The organism is Hymenobacter volaticus, from assembly GCF_022921055.1.
Classification (GTDB): Bacteria; Bacteroidota; Bacteroidia; order Cytophagales; family Hymenobacteraceae; genus Hymenobacter; species Hymenobacter volaticus.
On record NZ_CP095061.1, the window covers coordinates 1,867,237 to 1,887,189 of the forward strand.

The following is a 19,953-nucleotide window of genomic DNA, read 5'->3' on the forward strand; positions in this document are numbered from 1 at the left end:
GTGGGCTGCATTGCAACTCGCCTCGTGCTTTTTACTTGTCAGAAAATCAGCGTTTTATCTGTTTGTTCTGAAACGTCTCTTCGTGGTGATTATTAGAGCGCCTTTAACACCGAGTGAGCCATAAATTGCTGTTGCTTCAGGACCCTTCAGGGCATTGATTTCCTTTATTTGGTTTGGGTTTAACGCGTAAACCTGCTCTTGTGTAGCAGGTGCTCCGTCTATAATATGTAGGGGCTCATTACTAGTTTGCCGAATTGGTCTACAGGTGATAGGAAGATTCTTACTAATAGAGTCTGGATTTTGAGCCCTTATTACTTGAAGATCATCTGGAAGCTGGCCATGAGCGGTTTGCGTAAATACTAATAGCAAACTTATTGCAACAAGAAAGTTGGTAGGGAAGGGCATAGAAGAAAATCAGAGAATTGAACTGTTACTAGGTGGCAGAATCAGCGGCGTTCTTGCTCTTCTAGTAGATGCCGCAACAAGCTTCATTTCACACAAGTAATCTTCGTTTACTTCTTCGTTATTTGTAATCAACTGATAGGCAGAGTATAACAAAAGAGGAACGCTTGGCTAAGCGTTCCTCTTTTGCAACTAAGACAGCCAATGACCGTTGTGCTTGTGGTGATAGGGAAATTGAACCGTTGTTTCTTCAGCGCCACACAGTACTTGGTGAAGTGCCTTGCGAGTGTGGGCACGGTGCACAATCCACAACTGTTTAAGGAAGCTAGCACTTGGTTTGAAATTACGGCGACAGAATCTTGCGCGCCCGCGTTGCCGGGCGGTCCAAGCCCAACGTTTTTTCGGTTGTTTCATTTGAATTGTAGTTGATACCTACAATTCGTGGCAAGTGGAGAGGTGGCGTTTCATACTTGTCTCAAACTGAGTTGTCTACTCAGATGGAAGCAAGATAATGCTGTTGAAGAATAATCAAACTTAGCCGGCCCGGCGTTTCTCGTCCTCGGCGCCTCCTTGGCGGCGACGGGTGGGTGCCACTTTCTCGTTGCCGAAGCGGTAGGAGAAAGAAAAGGTAGCTACACGGGAGTCGCCGCGCTGGTAGAAACGCTCGACGTAGTTGTTGTAAGTGGAGGTGGCCCGGGTTACGCCGGTGTAGAGGATGTCGGTGACGTTGAGCTTGAAGGTGCCTTTCCGGTCCCAAGCCGATTTCTGTATGCCTGCGGTTACTTGCCCTTGGGGCCGCAGCCGGAAGAACCCGTACACCTCCGGCGACTGGTAGCTACCCGTCAAATCAATCGTCCACCCCTTACCTAGTGGGAACGTGCTGGTGGAGTTGACATTGTAAGCGGCCTTGCCTGCATTCAGGTTCGTGCCAGCTAGGTTGCCGGTGAAGTGGTTGTAGTAGACCACCACGTTGTTGTTCATAGTCCACCACTTAGCTATTTCCAGCGGTGCGTTCAGCGTAAGGGCCACGTATTGCTGCTGGCCCAAGTTCTGGCTGGTCGACACCACCGCGCGGGTGCTGTCGTCGGCGGGCTGCACCGTGCCGATGATAGGGTCGGAGGTGACACTGTAGCTGAGGCCGATGCTGTATTTCTGGCGGAACGTATGCGTCAACTCGAAATTGTAGCTGGTTTGGGGGCGTAGGTTCGGGTTGCCAGCACCGAAGGTGGTAGCGTCTATGTACGTCCGGAATGGATTCAACTGCCCATAAGAAGGTCGGTCGATGCGGCGGCTCAACGACAAGGAGGTTTCGTGTTTGTCGGAGAAGGTGCGCTTAACGGCGGCGCTTGGGAAGAGTTGGAAGTAATTGCGGTCGAAGTTGTCTTTGGGGTCTTCGGGGCGGCCGGTTACGTCTGTATGTTCGCCGCGGAGGCCGCCTTGCAGCGTCCAGCCAGTTAGAGTGTAGTTCACGTTGACGTAGCCCGCATTGATGTTCTCATCATAAATAAAGTGGTTGGAGCGGAGTGGGTCTCGCACCAACCCAATGCCATCAGGCCCCGGCACCCGAAACAGCACATCGTTATCGGAGTGTACCCAACTTACTTTGCCGCCCGCCTCCAGCCGCAGTTGCTTACTAATAGGATGCGTGTAGTCCGCCTTCACCGACTGGATAGTAAGCTTGCCTTTTTGGTTGCCGTCCAACAAATCGGTTGAATCTTTGGGAAAAGTGAACAGCGTGTTTAGTTGTTGTAAGCGGCGGCTGTCGTAGTAGGCGTAGTCGGCGTCGGCGGTTAGCTCACGGGCACCCGCCGAATCGGTGGAGAAGGTGTGGCGGAAGTTGAGGTTGGCGGCCACGTTGGACGTGACGTAGCTCCGGTCGTTGGTGGAGCGGTAGAGGCTCTGCGGACCACCGAAGGCGTCTAGCTGCTTGGAATCGTTGGTGCCATCCTGCACGGTGTTGTATTGCTGACCATTGACGGTGCCGCCCACTACTGTATTCTCGCCGAGGTTGTAGTCGAGGCCGGCCTTCCAGGTGTGCGAGCGGCCTAGGCTGTGGCTGAAGTTTTCCTGTAGGGTGCTGCCTTCAAACTGCTTCTGTTGGTCGGGGTAGCTGAAAAAATCCCGGTTGATAGTGAGGGCTCCAAAATTCTCGCGGTCGGCGTAGGAGTAGCTACCAAACAAATTTACTTGCTTGTGTCGATGGTTGGCCGACAAGCCCGCAATGTACTTACCATTGCCGTAGCGCCCGAGGCCGTAGCTGGCGTTCAGGGTACCGTTGGTGCCCTGGCGCTGGTCTTTCTTGAGATTGATAGCAATAATGCCCGCGCTGCCCTGCGCCTCATATTTGGCCGGCGGATTAGTGATGAGCTCGATGCTTTTTACTTGGTCGGCGGGGAGAGCACGCAGATAATCCGCTAACTCAGAGCCCGTCATGGGCTGACGCTTGCCATCAATGAGCACCATTACGCCCTGGCGGCCTTTCAAAGCCAAGTTATCGTTGCCGTCTACGGTCACGCCGGGCGAGCGGCCAAGCACTTCTAGCGAGCTGGCTCCGGCTGCCAGCGTGCTACCTTCTACATTCACAATGGTGCGGTCGGCAAGGCGCTCAAACATGGGTTTCTGCCCCACCACTGTTACTTCTTTCAGGTTAGTAGCTCCACTGGCTTGCAGCGTCATGGCTGGCAGTTTCACTTCTGCCCCAGCCACTTCAAACGGCGCGCTCCAACGACGCACAAAACCTACCTGCGAAGCCAGCACTAAGTAGCGGCCTGCTGCCACCGGCGCCAGCCGAAAACTGCCTTTATCGTCACTGAACTCGGATTTTACAACCACTGAATCGGCAGCGCGGTGCAAGGTGAGGGTGGCAAACGCCACGGCCTGGCCTGACGGTTCTTGCACTGTACCACTTACCGCACCCGTGTTCTGTGCACTACTAGTAGAGGCAGTGAGCAATCCAACCAACAAGAAGATACTGAAAGGCAAGTGCAGCCGTAGCCGCAGAAACGCAAATGTTTCCATGGATAAACAGTATAAGGGTTTGAAATACAGTTGTGTATGCTGGTGCAGTGGCCCACAGTAAGGGACGCAGATTCCCTGCTGAGCACATTCGTGACAGTGGACTAAAATCCTAAGACAGAGGCAGCGAGACCGGGAATTACCCCTCAGGGCATCGGCAGAGAGGCAAGGGAAGTGCTAAAAGTGTTCTACGAAAAGGTTCGTACAAATGAATACGAATTATTTCGTAGATGCAAGAAGTTCTATGTTTTTTATTTTTTAATCAGGCGCTTTGGTGTTCCTATTATTCCGGTGATTCAAGTGCCGGTATTGAGCGAGTACTCGCAACCGGTTGAACTGCGGCCACGCAGTTGCTGTAGATCCTTTCAAGCATCGGGCGCATTATTGCCAAATCTTCTTCTGTAAGTCCTTCCAGCGCAATACCACGGTTGCTGAGCACTACGGGCTCCACCGCGTTCAACGTATGTATTCCTTCCTCGGAAACTCGCAAGCGGCTGCGGCGGCCATCATGGGGGAGAGGCACCGCTATTAGCAAGCCAGCTTTCAGCAGCAGATTAATCATGCGGGCTACGGAGGCTTGGTCTTTGAAAACCCGTTCCGCTATGTCGGTTTGCGTGAGGTCATCGTGCTCTTGGATCACGCGCAGCACCAACCATTGGTCGATAGTAATAGCAATACCTGCCCGGTCAATATTTGCCTGCGCCATCTTGCGGTATTGGCGTATGGCTTTGTCGAGCGAATAGAAGATGATATTGGATAGCATAACACAGGAATGAATTGCTATTCCATAGATGTATGATATATCATTGAAGTTGCTTTAAGAAGGAAATATTTTTCTAAGAATTTAAAATCACACGTAGAGTCGTCAGGGCCTTATCATCAAATAGTGGTCTTGCTGAACAGAATTGAAGCATCTCACTCGTTTGATAAACCCTTCTACCGGTTCACCAATTCAAGCGAGATGCTTCACTTGCGTTTAGCAGAACTGTGGTATTACAATGCGAGCATGCGAGAGGCTGCGGCTGTCCTCGGTATGACTAGTCTCTACTGTTTGTTCTTTGTAAGGCTTATTTACTTTCCCACACGTTGTCGGCTTTGTGTTTGTCGGGTACATAAGTACTGCCTAGCGTCACCTTGGCAATAGGCTGCTTGGTAGCTACTGGCACCGTTACTGTATTGCTGGTCTGCCAGACGGCCACAGTGCGGTGGACTATCTCGGTCTTGCCATCAGCAAAAGTCACCGCTAAATCGACAGGCACGGGCTTGGTGCCTTTGGCTGCTACTACTACGTTATAGCCTGCGTCAGTCTTGTTTACGCCGGTTATGGCCAGGTCAGGGTAGCCATCGTCGAAAAACCAGCGTTGCCAGAACCAGTTCAAGTTTTGGCCGGCCCCGGCGTTCATTGAGTAGAAGAAGTCGTAGGGCATGGGGTGCTTGCCGTGCCAGTTCTGGATATAGGTGTGCAGCGCTTTCGTGAACAACTCGTCACCCAGCAAATCCTTGATGTAGAGGTAGCCGAGGGCAGGCTTAGGATAAGAGTTCAGGAAAAATGCGGAACCGTTTTGCAAAGTGCTGAGCGTGGTGATGGGTACATCGAACTCCTGAGCGGAGCCACGGGCGTAGGGCTCCACACCGTATTCATCTTGAAATCCCGGTTTGATGATGCCAGAGATGATCCACTCGCCGATGGTTGCCCATCCTTCGTCCATCCAGCCGTACTTGGTTTCGTTGGTGCCCATGTAGAACGGGAACATAGTATGGAACACCTCGTGGTCGGTGAGGGTGATGGCATCGTCGCGGGTGGATACGGGATTGTCGTTCACCATCATCGGGTACTCCATCTGGTCTAGGCCATCGAAGACCGTTTCGTGGGAGTAAGGGAAGGGCCACTTCGGGAACGTGTAGCTCATCGCCTCTACCGTTTTGCGGTTGAACTGCACCACTTCCTCGAAGTCTTTGTGCTTGGGATTGTAAGCGGCATCAACCCGCGTGCGCCGCTTGGTGGTAGGGTCGACTACAAGGCTGCTTGCCTGCCATACGTAATGGTCGGCGATGGCAAACACAAAGTCCGTGACGTCCTGCGCCTCGAAGCGCCAAGTGTTTTGGGGTTGGGCGCTGTAATATCTTGGCGCTTTAGGTCGTTGGGACCGATTATGGAGGTGGTGCCGTCCTGCTGCTCGGCCGTTGTAAGGCGCTGAACGTATTTGGTGCCGAGAACCTGGCTCGCGTTTTTCAGGTCGCCCGTAGCCCACACCACAAAGTTGCGCGGCACCGTAATGGCCGCCCGAAAGGTGCAGAAGTCGTTGTAGAACTCCTGCGAACCATTGTACTCAATAACATTCCAGCCGTCCACATCGTCGTAGACAGCAATACGCGGGAAAAAGTAAGCCACAAAAGCCGCCCCTGGTTCCACCTCACCGGTACGGGTGTGCGAGCTTTTATTAAGGATGTAGGAATAAGTCACCTGCACCTTCAGGCTACCACCGGGAGCCAGGGCCTTGGGTAGCCGCACAGGCATATTGGTTGCTTGAATCCGAAGCTTGCTTACGTCCTGCGCTTGATCACCTAAGCGCAGAGCTTCTATTTGCACACCGTCGCCCACGTCTTTCGGACTGATACGGCTAGCCCGCGGGGCACCTTTTTGGTATAGATTAGGATACAGCTTGAACTGCAACTGCCGCAACGAATCGGGACTGGCATTTCGATAGACGATGTCCACGGTGCCTGCCACCCGGCGTGTGGTCGGGTTGAAAGTCACGTTGATGTCGTACTCGGCAGCGTTTTGCCAGTAGTTAGGCCCCGGCTGACCCGTAACGGAGCGAGTGCCTTTTGTATAAGTGGCTTGGAGATTGAGCGGAACGGGAAGCTGTTGGCCAAAACTGCACAGAGCAGAAGCCAGTAGTAGCACTCCTAATAGGGTAACCGGTAGTTTCATGCAGGAGAATATTTCCGCAAAGTAACCAGACTTCTGCCCAGGCTGCATTGCCGGACTGTCATTCGGACGCTAGGGGAATACTCGTTGAAGAGTCCGTATGCCCTGATACGCTGACCAGTCCTGCGGCTGTTAGTTCCTGTTCACCATTCCAGCGGTAAGCTACTAGTTCACCGCCCTTCGCTACGCTATAGTCGAGGCAAACAGCGTGGGCGCCGAGTAGCTGAGGTGTGCCACGTAGCCAGTAATGACCGAAAAAGACCGGCGTATCATCTTGGTAATGCCACGAATCAGTTAGTGCGGCGTAGTCAACGGGCTGCGAATTCAAAGCTTCAATGGGCTCCAAATAATAATCTTGATACGTACAGCCATGCGGGTCGCACCACCAGCGGGTACGCATTTTCGTGCGGACGTTACCGTCTTTATCGTGAAAGGAAGTTCCGACCGGCAGATCCACTTCTTTGCCTTTGAGGGTTTCCTCAACGGCTCTATACTCAGGAGTGCCGCGTTGGGAACTGAGAAGCAGAAAGGCACCGGTCAGGCGAGCATCAGGGAGCTGCTCACGTAGGTACTGGATATGGCGCGGGTCCCAGCAGGCGTGCACCACGCGCAGGCCCGGCAACTCCAAAAACAAGGGCAGCGTCTTGAACCACTCGATGTAGTCCTGCCATTTTTCCCACCCCTCGCGGCTGTTGAACTCTTCAAGAGTGCGTGTATGCTGAAAAATGTTGCGCGGAATATGCGGCCGCAAGTGGCCGCCCTGTGGGTGCTTTTCGTGAAAGCAAATGGCGTTGTACTCGTGGTTGCCCATCACGGCCAGGGCCGCGCCGTTGTCTATCATACCGCGCACTATCTCCAGTGTCTCCCGAATGTGCGGCCCCCGATCCACGAAGTCTCCCACAAAAATCACCTGCCGAGTAGGATGACGGTATACCTCTTGATCCAATGTATAGCCAAGCGTAGTAAGCATATTGCGCAACTCAAGCGCATGACCATGAATGTCGCCAATGATGTCGTACATAGTGTCGAAAATAGATAGCAGCTAAAAGTAGAAAAGATAGCTCCCGTTCGATAGGGGAGGAGAGAAGCAATTAACCGATGCTGTTGGGGTGTCGAGCTAGCAGTTGCCCGTTAGTGTATATACAAATAGCGGCTGATGAGGTCCTATACCCCAGCAGCCGCCACTCCTATATAATATGTATGCTCTACCAGCAGTTTCCTCAGGATAATTGCTTGGCTTCTTACTTCAAGCGAACTAGCGTAGCCCCATATCCGAACTTCTCTTTGCGAGAATCTTCAAAGAACTTGATGTCTTTGTTACGGCTTAGCAGCTTATGAAGCTCTTTGCGGAGGGTGCCACTGCCTGAGCCGTGAATGAACACTATTTCATGCATGTTGGTGGCCAAAGCACGGCTAAGTGTATCTTCAAACGCCTCGATCTGCAACTTCAATATAGCCGTGTTCGATAGGTCCTGTGCACCATCGGGCAGAAGTGCTTCCAAGTGAAGGTCTACTTCATGAGGCGGAGCGACAATGGCCTTGGCCGCTTCTGGAGCGGGGGCCACCGCCGCAGGTTTAGCAGGAGCATTGCCGCTGAGTTGAGCTTTCAGCGTTTCGGCTAGCTTCTCGGGAGCAATTGCAACTGGAGCGGCTGGTTTCTCATCGAGCTGGAAAAGATAAGCATCCTGCTTCAGCACGGGCGCTTCGCGGCGGCTAGTGTAGAAGCTACCCGCACGAAACTGAGTGCGCTTGGTAATTAGTTCGTAAGCAGTTGTGCCATTTACTCGGTGAGGAAGCAGCTGCACCACCACCGCTGGCCACTGATCGAAGTCTTTAAGGTGAAAGTGACCTAGGGCAACACTCACTGCTTTGGGCCCAAGCTTGTCTGACGTCAGGCCGCGGTATTGCTCGCGCCGCTCTTCTCCATATGTGAACAGCACATCAGTGTCAGTATTATTAATGATGTGCACTGATAACAGTTCTGGCGACTGGTGACTTAAGGCTAGATACAACCCCTTGGGAGCCGGCTGGGGCACTGTAGCCTTGGGAGGAGCAGGTTGCACCGCTCCACTTCCCGCTGCAGGTGCCGCCGCTCTCGGCAATGTTGGTTGGTTGACCTTCCCCGACTTAGCAGCTTTGGCTGCTTTAGCTACGTCGCGTGGAGCCACAGGCCCTTGCGACATCGTGCCAAACGCTTTCTGCTCATCAGCGGCTATTACCACTACCTCTCGGCGCAGCACCGGAATCGTGAAATCATTGTCAATGGCTACTTCTACCAATTCATCGCTGAGCAGGCGAGTGATGATGCCCTGCTCACGACCAGTTAATAAGCGTACTCTATCTCCTACATTCATGTCGGTAAGGCAATGGGTGCGAATTCAAACAAAGAGCAAAAGTAGCTCAGAGTTACATGCTTTAGCTTGAGCTCAAGCATTTCGCTTTCTTACGTAAGACAATCGCTTTTCACCTTACCGAAAAGTAAAAACGTTCTTTATAGCACTGTACTTCTTACTGAGGCCATTATCATAGGAGTAAAAATGTTTGCACAACAAGTTAAAGTCTCATCTGAAAGCGACCGTTCTCTATACTATATAATAGAATAGAGCGCAGCCGATCATTATGACACCAGCTACATCACTTATAGCAATGCGATAATCTAACAATGCTATTAGTATGTTCACTGGTCATATCCAGTGGCCGGCAAACATCCGCTGCCAGTGGCAGGCACGTCAAATCAAGCAAATAAGTGATAACAGCTGCAGCTTGATTGGATTGGTTCTAATAAGTACAAGCTATTCGACTGCTGAGGTCAGCGTTTACTCGCTACTTAGAACAGAAGCACTTCCAATGCTGACTCTGTACCTCTCGCACTACATCCCTTAGCAAAGAGGTGGTTGAAAGGGCCAAACGCTAGATTATCACTCCAGCGAGCAAATAAGACTACCGGCTGTTAGTGCCCTGTATCACAGAAACTGGTCTAAACTCTTCTCTCGTGCCATCCAACTCTGGTCTAGACTCACCTTGCATAAGACTGGCTAGATGAACAGTATTTATACTACCACTTTCCTTCCTGTTGAAGTTGTTCATAATAGACAGCGTCAATGAGGTTTGAGATGAGAAGTGCAGGTACGTCAAGTATGGAGCTGAAGTCGCTTAAAGTCGTCGTTTATGTGGTTTGTGGTGGTAATGTATGTTCAAAAACTTCTTTTAAAAACATTTAATCAAAAAATAATCTAGTCTACCCTACACCTGTCGTTGCACAATGCTTACCTAGTATAATTGTATTATTTCTAACATGTACATTGGGCCACTATCCTAAAAATTTGGTATTTAGACCAAACTCCTACTGGTAATTGACTGTAAATCAAGGTTATACAAAAATTAGAGTTTTCGCTAGGGAAATGTGATTAGCAATGTACATACACCAAAGCGTGCTAACATCTCTTTTGTTGTATTAGGCTAAGCAAATGCCATAATTTTGTAACTCTTTCAAGGTGTAGTGTCATGCTCAAGGATTGCAGGGTACTTATGAAATCAAAGCTCTGTAAGCTTAATAAAAGGTAGCTGCTAGATTAAAATTGCTTTAATCCGATAGGCGGGTACCTTTATGCTATTTAGCCCTAGAATCGATATAATATTCTTTGGAAGTGGGCTTTGTAGTTGTTCAGCGTGTATGTTAAGCAGTTAGCTGCAAAGGAATAATCACACAATATAGGTAAAAATACAATATGTGCGTGTTGAGAGCAACAATTAAGATAGAAGCAGCAGTACAAAGTATAATATTAGTATTTTTTAATATTTAGAAACAGGTCTGTTTACATAGTTGATTCTTCTAGTAGAGAAGTCTGGCGTTATAGCATTCTGTTAGCTATGCTGAAAGTTGACACAAATCGTTCTCGTATGAACAAGATTTTGCACTCTTCGAGATTTAGAGCTGAAAGCGGCACTATGCTTGCTGACTGGAGTTTCGTTTTTAGGATTTAAACACCGCTAATTAGGAAATACGCTTACTATACCTAAAGATCAATCTAGTTTAATGATTGGTAATCAAGCTTTTAAGCCTGATAACAGATTGAAATGGATACTGGATTTCATTTATTGTGATTATTTAATTTTGCATTTTTATTATCATTTATAAATTTTTAAAGAAAATTACGTTTACACCCAACTTTTTTTGAGGCCCTTTTTAGGCTTGTTTAAGGCAGGTCTAAACCTGCGGTTATTCTATAGTTCATGGTTAACCGATGTTGCTCATTTGCACTGTGAGCGCAAATTTCTAGTTCATGTTAGCTATATCAAATGACCAAATACAATAGTCATCTGCCCTCTATTTTGTCTCATAATTGGAACACTTAGATAGGTGCTACACTACGTAACGTCTAGGGCGGTCGGTTTGGATATCACGGGTTATTCATAACTTGCGGTAGAAATAGAGAAAGCCAGTATCACTTTCCTGAGGTGATTATTGGATAAAAGTAGAGTTCAGTAGTGAGAAGTTGTTGCCTTCTAAAAGAGCTGAAATAGTAGTAGACTAGCTAAGCGAAAGAAGTTAAGAACCTTCAATAAAAGCTGTAAATCCTTGTTTTTGAAGGGATTTCAGTAAAAGCCTAGCTAGCTGTTTCTGACTTGCTCGCTTTAGCTAGGTGGTAATTCAACGACTCTTATGCATGGGTTGCATAGGTGTTCGCACTACCAAATACAAATCTTAAAGATCCGTTCTTAAAAAGATTTGAAAAGTACAATAAAACAAAAAGGCATAGCCGCAAAAAAGTGCTAATCCGTTAGCGTGTTCATTTCAACCTTTTCTTCTGTAATGGTCAAATCCACAGCCCGTACGTTAAAGCACTACTCACCCATTTTTGGAAAAGCTGATCAACAGCCGAACTACCAAAATGGACTAGTAGAAGCTGCCCAGACTGAATGCCCTTCACTAGAAAAATTGTCTTGTGGAACTACTACTAGTAGTGAGGCAAAATCCAAGAAGCAGTGGTATCAGAGTTCAGCCTTCAGAAAATTTCAACTTATCTGTGGCGTAGCACTCCCATTCCTCACAAATAGCACTGCATTTGGCCAAACTCCAACTCCCTTCTTAACTAGCAAGACATTAGGAACCCCAAGAAATACCACCGTAGTAGCTTCGGGTGGGGGAGACGCCACTGACTATCTGCAACTGGCGCAGAATTATTCGCTTGCAGCGGGCATGGAGTACCGTTATGGCACCCCTAGTACTGTATCCGATAACGGTATTCCTACTCTATATCAGCCTAGTAGCCGTCGTTTCGACAACCACGGGAACGGTAGTGGTTGGGACTATCAGATTGGTTCTCAGGATATTTCGAAAAACGACTACATGTCTAACCACGCGCAGTTGCTGTTTGTGCCCGATGCTATGACGCATCCTGGCTTAGCAGTAGTGCAGACGATGGTAATGGCAGAAGGTACCGTGAGCGAAAAGCCTGAGTTACCGTGGGTATATTATGGAGGGGGTAACCCAATCATAGATTTGGTAACTCGCTTAAACTACGTACTTACTAACGGTGGACCATTACGCCAGCCTACAGCGGTAGCTCACTCCTACGGACAAGATACTTGGTCAACAAATAGCCTCGTAACATTTCAATCTGGCCTTGTTGCCGCATTCGGGAGCAACACTGGCCCGGGTAACGTAGCGGTAAAGCTAGCACCAGGCAAAGTGCCTACAGCCATTGCTATCACTCCCAACAACGAGTTTGCTCTCGTAACCGTGTGGGACACCAACCAGCGTAAAGGGCAAGTAGCCGTGCTAGCTTTAGGTACAGGCAATAGCTTCTGGGGCGACTGGTCGGAAAACTATCCGGGTTTCCGTAACAAAGGCCTCTTCACTTTCATGAAGATTCTAGGCTACGTGGACCTGCCTGGAATGACGCAGCCGACTGAAATTTGCACGGCAACGGACTACACAGCTAGCAGCGACGACAACGATTCTTGGCTGGTATCGGCCGACGGTCGTGACCGTCGCTACGAAGCGAGGGAGCTGCCGTTCAGCAACGAAACCAATCGAGTAAGCTTTATTTCGGGTGGCAACCGTGGACGCTACTCGCGGAGCGGTTACGCTACAATCATCAGCAAGGCGGAAAAGAAAGTTATTTTCTTGGACCTGAAGCCTTTGTTCTCGCAGATGTACAACATGTACCTCACGTCGCGCAGCAACTTCTTGCTCACTCAAAACACAGGCATGCTGCCTAACCAGTGGCCTTATTCCTTCGACAACGCTCCGGGTTCGGCTCCGACTGTAGCCAAAGTAGTGGACATGGCGCAGGCTCCCACAGCAGTTCGTGCCAACATCGTTCCCGGCTACAACCAAGCTTACGTCGCTACTCAAGATGGAACGTTGCATTTGTTTAGTGTAGGTGGCTATAGTACTACCAACGGGGGACGCCAGCTGATATCAGAGAAGTAGGAAGTGTAGCGGTAGGTAGCAACCCAACAAGCATTGCGTACTCGAAGAATAAGGGTTACAATAATGATGCCAATACTAGTAATATCGGCAAGGAACTTATCGTGTGTTCACGCGGTGAGCGGGCCATCAAGTGGGTACAGCTTAGCGGAAACTCGGCTACTGTTACGAAAACTCTGCGCGATACCCGCATGAAAGACCCAGTATGGGTAGAAGACAACGACAACCATGGTAGCGAGGTGCCAGTTGTGAGCGTAAGCGACTACAGTGGTAAGCAGCTGCTGAACTACCGCTATGGCAACATCATTTTCCACACCAACGGCGGCAACACCTACGGCATAGGAGGAAATGGCCAGTTCGAATGTGGCGGAGCTTACCAGTTACAGGGCCGTCCATTCCAGGTTTCTGGTAGCAACGTTCCATAGGGAAATCATCCCCACAGCTAGTTTAAACGGTATTTTCCTTTTGCCCGCCACTGCCAAGATGCACGGCATTTTATAAGGCGGGAGCCTGCACAGTATCACCTTGATATTGTAAGCCGGCCTTGAAATAAGAGCCTCTCAGGCTAGCATCCTTTCGGGGTTGGTAGGCCGCGCTTTGACCCCACGCGGCGCCATTGGTTGCAATCCGACATCCTTAATGGATTGAATGAAATGGCCCGGGGCAAAGCAAGGACCACATCTTCTAAATGATTTAAGAGCAAGTAGTAGCGAAATGCTACGCACTAAACGGGATTTTTCATGAAACAAAACCATACTGCGCAAAGCATGCTCCACTGGATTTGGACTTTCATCTTCGCCAAGACACCGAAGTTTACCCTGCTGACTCTACTAGCAGTACTCTCTTTCGCACTTCCAGGTTACAGCCAAAACGTTTGGTTGGGAATGAAATTTACGGTAGGAAACAATCCTATACGTGTGACCGACCTAGGCCGGGTCCGCGTGGTTGGAAACAGCCAATCGCACACCGTGAAACTAGTACAAGCCAGCAATGGTGCTGACGTAGCTTCGGGCTCTGTGAGCATCAACATGGCAGGTGGCACCGAAGGGCAATTCAACTACGTAGCCCTTTCTAGCCCTGTAACGCTGGCTGCAAACACAGCTTACTACTTGGTAAGCGAGGAAACGACCGGCGGCGACTATTGGCACGATTCCAACACGGCTGTTACTACTGATGCAATAGCAGCATGTAACGGACCTGTTTCAGGTACTGGCAACACCTTTACTGTCGAGTCGAACAACGCTAACACCAGCTATGTACCGCTCGATTTCCGCTACACCAACTCGTCGCAACTCACTATGCGCAATGCTGACAATCCAGCTAATGCAGTGAATGGCGTTGACTATTCTTACTACCATGGTACATGGAACAATGTGCCGAACTTTAGCGCCTTGACGGCGGTTAAAACCGGCGAGCAAACGGGCTTCTCATTGGCACCCCGCACCCGCACTGATGAGTTTGGCTTCCGCTTCATGGGCTACGTAGATGTGCCAACCGATGGTACTTACACTTTCTACACGTCTTCTGACGACGGTTCGATCCTCAACATTGGTGGAGCCGTAGTAGTAAACAACGATGGCCTGCACGGTCAAGCAGAGAAGTCGGGCACCATTGCCTTAAAAGCTGGCAAGCACGCCATTACGGTTAATTATTTCGACAACTCTGGCAGCGGAGACATCTTGAACGTGAGCTACGCCGGACCTGGCATCAGCAAGCAAATCATTCCTGCTTCGGCTCTCTACCGCAGCTCTAACCCTAACACGGGCAATACGGGTAATCCAAGCCCAACCCCAGTAGCAGCGCTTCGTCCTGCAGATAACCCAGCCAACGCCGTAAGTGGCTTGTCGTATGCCTACTACCAAGGTGCTTGGAGCGACGTACCAACTTTCAGCTCGCTGACTCCAGTTAAAACTGGCGACGTAACGAGCTTCTCGTTGGCACCACGCACTCGCAACGACGATTTCGCTTTCAACTACACCGGCTACATTGATGTGCCGACCGATGGCACGTACACCTTCTACACGTCTTCCGACGACGGTTCGATTCTTTCTATCGGCCAAACCGTAGTAGTAGACAACAACGGCTTGCACGCCTCACAAGAGCGTTCCGGCGCAATCGGCTTGAAAGCTGGTAAGCATGCCATTACCGTAGGCTTCTTCGAAAGAGGCGGTGGTGAAGTTCTGAACGTGAGCTACGAAGGTCCAGGCATCAGCAAGCAATCTATTCCTGCTTCGGCCCTCTACCGTACTTCCTCAACTGTTGCGCCAGCGCCAGGTCTGCGTAACCCCGACAACCCAAGTGATGCAGTAAGCGGCTTGTCATACGCCTACTACCAAGGATCTTGGAGCACTGTGCCTGTCTTCAGCTCGCTGACCCCGGTTAAAACGGGTAACATAGCTTCCTTCTCGTTGGAACCACGTACTCGCAACGACAGCTTCGCTTTCAGCTACACCGGCTATATCGACGTACCAGCAGACGGCACGTACACTTTCTTCACCACGTCCGATGACGGCTCGGTGCTCTCAATTGGTGAGACCGTAGTAGTTGACAACAACGGCTTGCACGCCGAGCAAGAGCGTTCGGGCACCATCGGCTTGAAAGCTGGTAAGCATGCGATTACTGTGGGCTACTTCGAAAGATCCGGCCAAGAGGTGTTCAGCGTGAGCTACGACGGTCCTGGTTTTGATAAGCAAGTTATTCCTGCCTCGATTCTGTACCGCTCGGCTGGCGCTTCGGTTGCCAAAGTAGCAACTGTATCTTCCGATGCCTCTGTTTCAGCTTTGCCAACTGCTCCGCTATCTGTTTATCCTAACCCAAGCACCGATGGCCGCCCAACTATCACTTGGCAGGCAAAACAAGCTCAAGACGTAACATTGCGCATCTTCAACAAGCAAGGGACATTGGTAAGCTTGCTCACGCGCTCAGTTCCAGCAGGCGAATCGTCTTTCCAGTTGCCGAGCACTTTGGTTAGCGGTACCTACTACTTCAGAGCTACTGTCGACGGCGAACCACAGAACTTCACGCTCGTCGTAGAATAAGTCAGGATACCTTTAAATAGGTTTCGATTTCAGGCTGCAGCGCCTGTACAGAAAGCTAGAAATAGCTCTGTGCAGGCGCTGCATACTTTTTATCAAGCACACTATATATATAGGAGTAGCAGACCTGCTTAGTAATAGAAGCCGCGGGCTACAAAGCCCCGGCGCTTGTTCCATTCAAGGGCGGGGGCGGGAAGATGGAAAATGCTCGCCACGTAGAATACACGACGCAGCAGCTTGCTTCTGGTCGGAATGCGGCGCAGGTCAACATCCAAACTCAGATAGTACTGCCGATACGCTTGCAAGCCGGCCGCAGCGTTGGTTGCGGGGTCATTGTATACCATTTGTTGACCTCCGTAGCCCACGGCGGGTTGCAGCCAGCGCGGCCATCGTGATTCTGCCGGCAGCCACGCCCCGACGTCGACGCAAAGCCAGTAGGTCTGGCCGTTGTAGTCTTTCAGGTACTGTTCGGCCAAGCTTTTGCCTAGTACGTTGGGGCGGCGAGCGGCGTAGGGCGTGGTATGAAACGAGTACTTGGGCATGATGCGCACTTCCCCCACGCGAGTTGCTGACCAATCAAACCCACCGAACCAAGAAAGTTGGCGGCCAAATCAGTCGCCGATGCGCCGTAAGCCGGGTCGCGCCCGTCGAGTAACTCAATTGGGCTTTGCAGCAAGAAGCCGACAAAGCCGCCGTACCAGATGGCGCGGCGCTCGGGCACACCGGCCCATTGCAGCATATCTACAGCGCCGCGGCTTTCGTGGAAGGCTCCCCAAAAGTGGCCGGCCTTGTCGAGCTGCTTCCATTCGGGAAAATCATTGAACCAGTGAAGCTTGGTTTTCTCGCCGGTGTACCAGCCTTTGCTTAGCCCGTAGGTGAGTCCTGTGTACGAAACGGCAAGGCCAGCCCGAGCAGGGGTAGGCGCCGGCTCAGGCGAGAAGTAGCAGTGTCGGGGGCACGGCCCGAGAGGTGAGGGGCCGCGCAGTGGTTTTTGTTGCGGTATCAGGAGCGGTAAGTTGCTGAGCCAGTGCCGAGGCCGTCAGGAACAAGCTTGTTAGAGTCGCGCTTACGTAGCGGCTCGTGAGCAATCGGCTGCGAGAGAAACGAACGAAAGGAGTGAAATAAGAAGACACCGAGCTACCATAATGCATTGGCAAAGCTACAAACAAAAGCTGCTGCGGATTGGTAAGCTGACTGTGCAGATTGCTCTACCTTTGGCCTTGATTGTAGCACAATTCCCACTTCTTTTTTGATGAAAACACTTCGACTACTGAGCAGCTTATGGCTGCTACTACTCAGTTCCTTACTGGTCCGGGCGCAGGTCGTCACGTCGCAGCCGACTTTTTTCCAGGACAACACGCCCGTTACTCTCACTTTTGATGCCAGCCAGGGCAATGGTGGGCTAGCTGGATTCACGGGTCCGGTTTACGTTTACACCGGGGTAATCACCAATCTGAGCACCTCGGCTTCTGATTGGAAGTATGTGAAAAGCCCGTCTTTCAATACGGCCGACCCCGCCGCCCAAATGACGCGCGACGCCACCAACCCCAATCTCTACCGCATCACATTCACACCCCGCACGTTTTACGGCGTACCAGCTGCCGAGCAGATGCTACGGCTCGCCATGGTTTTCCGAAACGCCGACGGCAGCGTAGTCGGGCGCGGGCCCAATGGCAACGACATTTTTGTGGATGTGTTTCAAGGTGGTTTGGCGGCGCGTATCACGGCGCCCTACACTGGTGGCAACGCACAGTTTGTGACGGCGGGTACTACGGTCAACGTAACGGGTGAGGCTTCCTCGGCTTCGCAGCTTGCTTTCCAACTAAATGGTACGCAGGTGGCGCAGCAGGCTTCGGCTTCTACACTTACTGCGGGCATCAGTGTCACGCAAACGGGCCGCAACGTGGTGCGCTTCACCGCCACTAACGGCACTACTACCGCTTCTGATTCGCTGATTGTGGTGGTGCGACCAACTGTGACGGTGGCAGCTTTGCCCGCGGGCGCCAAGAAGGACGGTATTACCTACCTGAATGGGGGAACGTCGGTGATTCTGAGTTTGACAGCGCCGGGCAAGCAGTTTGTTTATGTGCTCGGCGAGTTCAACAACTGGCAGCAAACCAACGCCAGCTTCATGAACCGCACTCCTGATACCGACGCGGACAATGCTCGGTGGTGGGTGCAACTAAACGGCCTCACCCCGGTCGGGAATATGCCTATCAGTACGAAGTGGACGGCATGCTGCGCGTAGCCGATCCGTACTGCGAGAAAGTGCTGGACCCCGGCAACGACCAGTTCATACCGGCCGTTACGTACCCGGACTTGAAGCCTTACCCAACTGGCCGCACCACCGGTATCGTGTCGGTGCTGCAAACCAACCAAGCCCCATATCAGTGGCAAGTAAATAATTTCCAGAAGCCAAAGCGCGCCGACTTGATGGTGTACGAGCTGCACCTGCGCGACTTCGTAGCCCGCCACGACTACCAAACTCTGCGGGATACGCTTGGGTATCTTCAGCGCTTGGGCATCAACTGCATCGAGCTGATGCCCGTCAACGAGTTTGAAGGCAACGACTCTTGGGGCTACAACCCTTCGTTTTACTTCGCTCCCGACAAGTACTACGGCACCAAAAACGCGCTTAAGAATTTCATCGACGAAGCCCACCGCCGCGGCATTGCCGTGGTGCTCGATATGGTGCTCAACCACAGCTGCGGCCAAAGCCCCATGGTGCAGCTGTACTTCGATGGTGGCAACCCGGCCACGAATTCTCCGTGGTTCAACCGTACTGCCACGCACCCCTTCAACGTGTGCTACGACTTCAACCACGAAAGTGCCTTCACCAAGTATTTCAGCAAGCGCGTAATGGAGTTTTGGCTTCAGGAGTACCACATAGATGGGTACCGCTTCGACCTAAGCAAAGGCTTCACGCAAACCAATTCCGGTTCCGATGTAGGCCAGTGGAGCAACTACGACCAGTCGCGCATCGATATCTGGCTGGACTACCACCGCTTCTTAACCTCTATCGACCCAACGGTATATCCGATTTTAGAGCATTTTGCTGATAACAGCGAAGAGAAGGTGCTAGCCGATGCTGGCCTGATGCTGTGGGGTAACATGAACGGGTCTTACAACGAGTCGTCGATGGGGTATTTCGGTCCGGTTAGCAACACCGACCCACGCGAGAAGTCGGATTTCAGCGGCGGCTACTTCGGCAACCGCAATTGGCTCAACCCACACTTGGTTACATATATGGAGAGCCACGACGAAGAGCGAATGATGTTCAAGAACATCACCTTTGGTAACCAAGCTAGCGCCCCAACTTACGATGTGCGCAATCTGGCCACCGCTTTGGCGCGCCAAGAAGCTGCTGCCGCTTTTTTCTTCACTGTGCCGGGCCCCAAAATGGTATGGCAGTTCGGGGAGCTCGGCTACGATGTGAGCATTGACTTCAATGGCCGCACTGGCGCTAAACCCATTCGCTGGAACTACCAGCAAGACGCTAATCGTCGTAAGCTCTACAACGTGTTTCGCGAGTTGATTGGCTTGCACAAAGTGGAGCCTGCCTTCGAAACGGGCACTTTTACGCAGAAAGTAAGTGGCGCCACCAAGTCCTTGCACCTCACTGATCCGAGCTTGAACATGACGGTTATCGGCAACTTCGATGTGGTAGCCCAGCCTATCAACCCGGAGTTTCAGCGCACCGGCAAGTGGTACAACTACCTCACCGGCGATAGTATCACAGTCGCCAATGCTACGGCCAACATCACGCTACAGCCCGGTCAGTACGCGGTGTACACCTCGCGGCTCATCAAAAAAAGCACGGTGCTGGCTATAAAAGCCCGTGCCACCGATGCACTGCGCTTGACGGCGGCCCCAAATCCTAGCAGCACCAGCGCTCTGCTTCGCTATGAGCTAGCTGCACCTGCGGCTGTTACCGTCACCGTGCAAAATCTGCTAGGTAGCACTGTGCGGACTATGAAACCGGATGCTCGTCAAGCAGCTGGGCCACACGAGCTAAACTTGCCGGTCCAAGACCTCGCCAATGGCTTGTACCTCGTCCGGTTAAGCGCCGGCCAGCTCACCCAAACCACTCGCTTGGTGGTCCAGCATTAACATCTGTATAGAATCAAGCTGCA

Annotated in this window: 15 protein-coding genes; 5 read left to right on the plus strand and 10 right to left on the minus strand. The window is 51.3% G+C overall.

The features are described from left to right. Positions 1–54 precede the first annotated feature (54 nt). The 7 genes from MUN86_RS08085 to MUN86_RS08115 all read right to left on the minus strand — a co-directional run bounded on the left by MUN86_RS08085 (position 55) and on the right by MUN86_RS08115 (position 8,703). Positions 55–405, minus strand: a complete 351-nt coding sequence (locus MUN86_RS08085; protein ID WP_245123926.1) for a TonB-dependent receptor plug domain-containing protein — start codon at positions 403–405, stop codon at positions 55–57. Positions 406–936: 531 nt separating this feature from the next. Then, on the minus strand, positions 937–3,420 hold the full coding sequence (locus MUN86_RS08090; protein ID WP_245123929.1) for a TonB-dependent receptor: 2,484 nt from the start codon (positions 3,418–3,420) through the stop codon (positions 937–939). A 280-nt stretch (positions 3,421–3,700) separates the two neighbouring features. Continuing rightward, entirely contained in the window at positions 3,701–4,180 is a 480-nt protein-coding gene (locus tag MUN86_RS08095) for a MarR family winged helix-turn-helix transcriptional regulator (protein WP_245123932.1), read from the minus strand. Positions 4,181–4,484: 304 nt separating this feature from the next. Continuing rightward, positions 4,485–5,480, minus strand: coding sequence for a M1 family aminopeptidase (locus tag MUN86_RS08100; RefSeq protein WP_245123934.1), 996 nt, complete (start codon positions 5,478–5,480; stop codon positions 4,485–4,487). Further along, entirely contained in the window at positions 5,432–6,352 is a 921-nt protein-coding gene (locus tag MUN86_RS08105; protein ID WP_245123937.1) for a gluzincin family metallopeptidase, read from the minus strand. The genes MUN86_RS08100 and MUN86_RS08105 overlap by 49 nt, the downstream gene beginning before the upstream one ends. A 58-nt stretch (positions 6,353–6,410) precedes the next feature. Further along, positions 6,411–7,370 (minus strand): metallophosphoesterase, encoded by a 960-nt coding sequence (locus MUN86_RS08110; RefSeq protein ID WP_245123940.1) that lies wholly within the window; start codon positions 7,368–7,370, stop codon positions 6,411–6,413. Between the two features lie 220 nt (positions 7,371–7,590). Continuing rightward, on the minus strand, positions 7,591–8,703 hold the full coding sequence (locus MUN86_RS08115; RefSeq protein ID WP_245123943.1) for a Smr/MutS family protein: 1,113 nt from the start codon (positions 8,701–8,703) through the stop codon (positions 7,591–7,593). Between the two features lie 2,846 nt (positions 8,704–11,549). Between MUN86_RS08115 and MUN86_RS08120 the strand changes: the two genes are divergently transcribed. From MUN86_RS08120 to MUN86_RS08130, 3 genes are all read left to right on the plus strand, one after another. Continuing rightward, positions 11,550–12,788 (plus strand): hypothetical protein, encoded by a 1,239-nt coding sequence (locus tag MUN86_RS08120; RefSeq protein WP_245123946.1) that lies wholly within the window; start codon positions 11,550–11,552, stop codon positions 12,786–12,788. Positions 12,789–12,889: 101 nt separating this feature from the next. Continuing rightward, complete coding sequence (locus MUN86_RS08125; protein ID WP_245123949.1) at positions 12,890–13,210, plus strand: hypothetical protein; 321 nt, start codon at positions 12,890–12,892, stop codon at positions 13,208–13,210. Between the two features lie 315 nt (positions 13,211–13,525). Next, positions 13,526–15,823 (plus strand): PA14 domain-containing protein, encoded by a 2,298-nt coding sequence (locus MUN86_RS08130; protein WP_245123952.1) that lies wholly within the window; start codon positions 13,526–13,528, stop codon positions 15,821–15,823. 128 nt (positions 15,824–15,951) lie between these two features. Here the strand turns inward: MUN86_RS08130 and MUN86_RS08135 are convergent, their stop codons facing one another. Genes MUN86_RS08135 through MUN86_RS08145 form a run of 3 tightly spaced genes read right to left on the minus strand, consistent with a single transcriptional unit; the run spans position 15,952 to position 16,971 of the window. Continuing rightward, positions 15,952–16,362, minus strand: a complete 411-nt coding sequence (locus MUN86_RS08135; RefSeq protein WP_245123955.1) for a hypothetical protein — start codon at positions 16,360–16,362, stop codon at positions 15,952–15,954. Further along, complete coding sequence (locus MUN86_RS32305) at positions 16,305–16,826, minus strand: DUF2279 domain-containing protein (protein ID WP_375379495.1); 522 nt, start codon at positions 16,824–16,826, stop codon at positions 16,305–16,307. Before MUN86_RS32305 ends, MUN86_RS08135 begins: the two co-directional genes overlap by 58 nt. After that, positions 16,750–16,971 (minus strand): hypothetical protein, encoded by a 222-nt coding sequence (locus MUN86_RS08145; RefSeq protein ID WP_245123960.1) that lies wholly within the window; start codon positions 16,969–16,971, stop codon positions 16,750–16,752. Before MUN86_RS08145 ends, MUN86_RS32305 begins: the two co-directional genes overlap by 77 nt. A 101-nt stretch (positions 16,972–17,072) precedes the next feature. Here MUN86_RS08145 and MUN86_RS08150 point away from each other — a divergent pair, with 101 nt between their 5' ends. Further along, positions 17,073–18,068, plus strand: coding sequence for a DUF8578 domain-containing protein (locus MUN86_RS08150; RefSeq protein WP_245123963.1), 996 nt, complete (start codon positions 17,073–17,075; stop codon positions 18,066–18,068). Further along, entirely contained in the window at positions 17,993–19,930 is a 1,938-nt protein-coding gene (locus MUN86_RS08155) for an alpha-amylase family glycosyl hydrolase (RefSeq protein ID WP_245123965.1), read from the plus strand. The genes MUN86_RS08150 and MUN86_RS08155 overlap by 76 nt, the downstream gene beginning before the upstream one ends. The last annotated feature ends 23 nt before the right edge of the window (positions 19,931–19,953 follow it).

Excerpts from the sequence above, each read along its gene's own strand:
- MUN86_RS08105 (WP_245123937.1), bottom strand. The coding sequence starts at position 6,352 with ATGAAACTACCGGTTACCCTATTAGGAGTGCTACTACTGGCTTCTGCT.
- MUN86_RS08115 (WP_245123943.1), bottom strand. The coding sequence starts at position 8,703 with ATGAATGTAGGAGATAGAGTACGCTTATTAACTGGTCGTGAGCAGGGC.
- MUN86_RS08135 (WP_245123955.1), bottom strand. The coding sequence starts at position 16,362 with ATGCCCAAGTACTCGTTTCATACCACGCCCTACGCCGCTCGCCGCCCC.
- MUN86_RS08110 (WP_245123940.1), bottom strand. The coding sequence starts at position 7,370 with ATGTACGACATCATTGGCGACATTCATGGTCATGCGCTTGAGTTGCGC.
- MUN86_RS08095 (WP_245123932.1), bottom strand. The coding sequence starts at position 4,180 with ATGCTATCCAATATCATCTTCTATTCGCTCGACAAAGCCATACGCCAA.
- MUN86_RS08150 (WP_245123963.1), top strand. The coding sequence starts at position 17,073 with ATGAAAACACTTCGACTACTGAGCAGCTTATGGCTGCTACTACTCAGT.
- MUN86_RS08145 (WP_245123960.1), bottom strand. The coding sequence starts at position 16,971 with ATGCATTATGGTAGCTCGGTGTCTTCTTATTTCACTCCTTTCGTTCGT.
- MUN86_RS08085 (WP_245123926.1), bottom strand. The coding sequence starts at position 405 with ATGCCCTTCCCTACCAACTTTCTTGTTGCAATAAGTTTGCTATTAGTA.
- MUN86_RS08130 (WP_245123952.1), top strand. The coding sequence starts at position 13,526 with ATGAAACAAAACCATACTGCGCAAAGCATGCTCCACTGGATTTGGACT.
- MUN86_RS08090 (WP_245123929.1), bottom strand. The coding sequence starts at position 3,420 with ATGGAAACATTTGCGTTTCTGCGGCTACGGCTGCACTTGCCTTTCAGT.
- MUN86_RS08120 (WP_245123946.1), top strand. The coding sequence starts at position 11,550 with ATGGAGTACCGTTATGGCACCCCTAGTACTGTATCCGATAACGGTATT.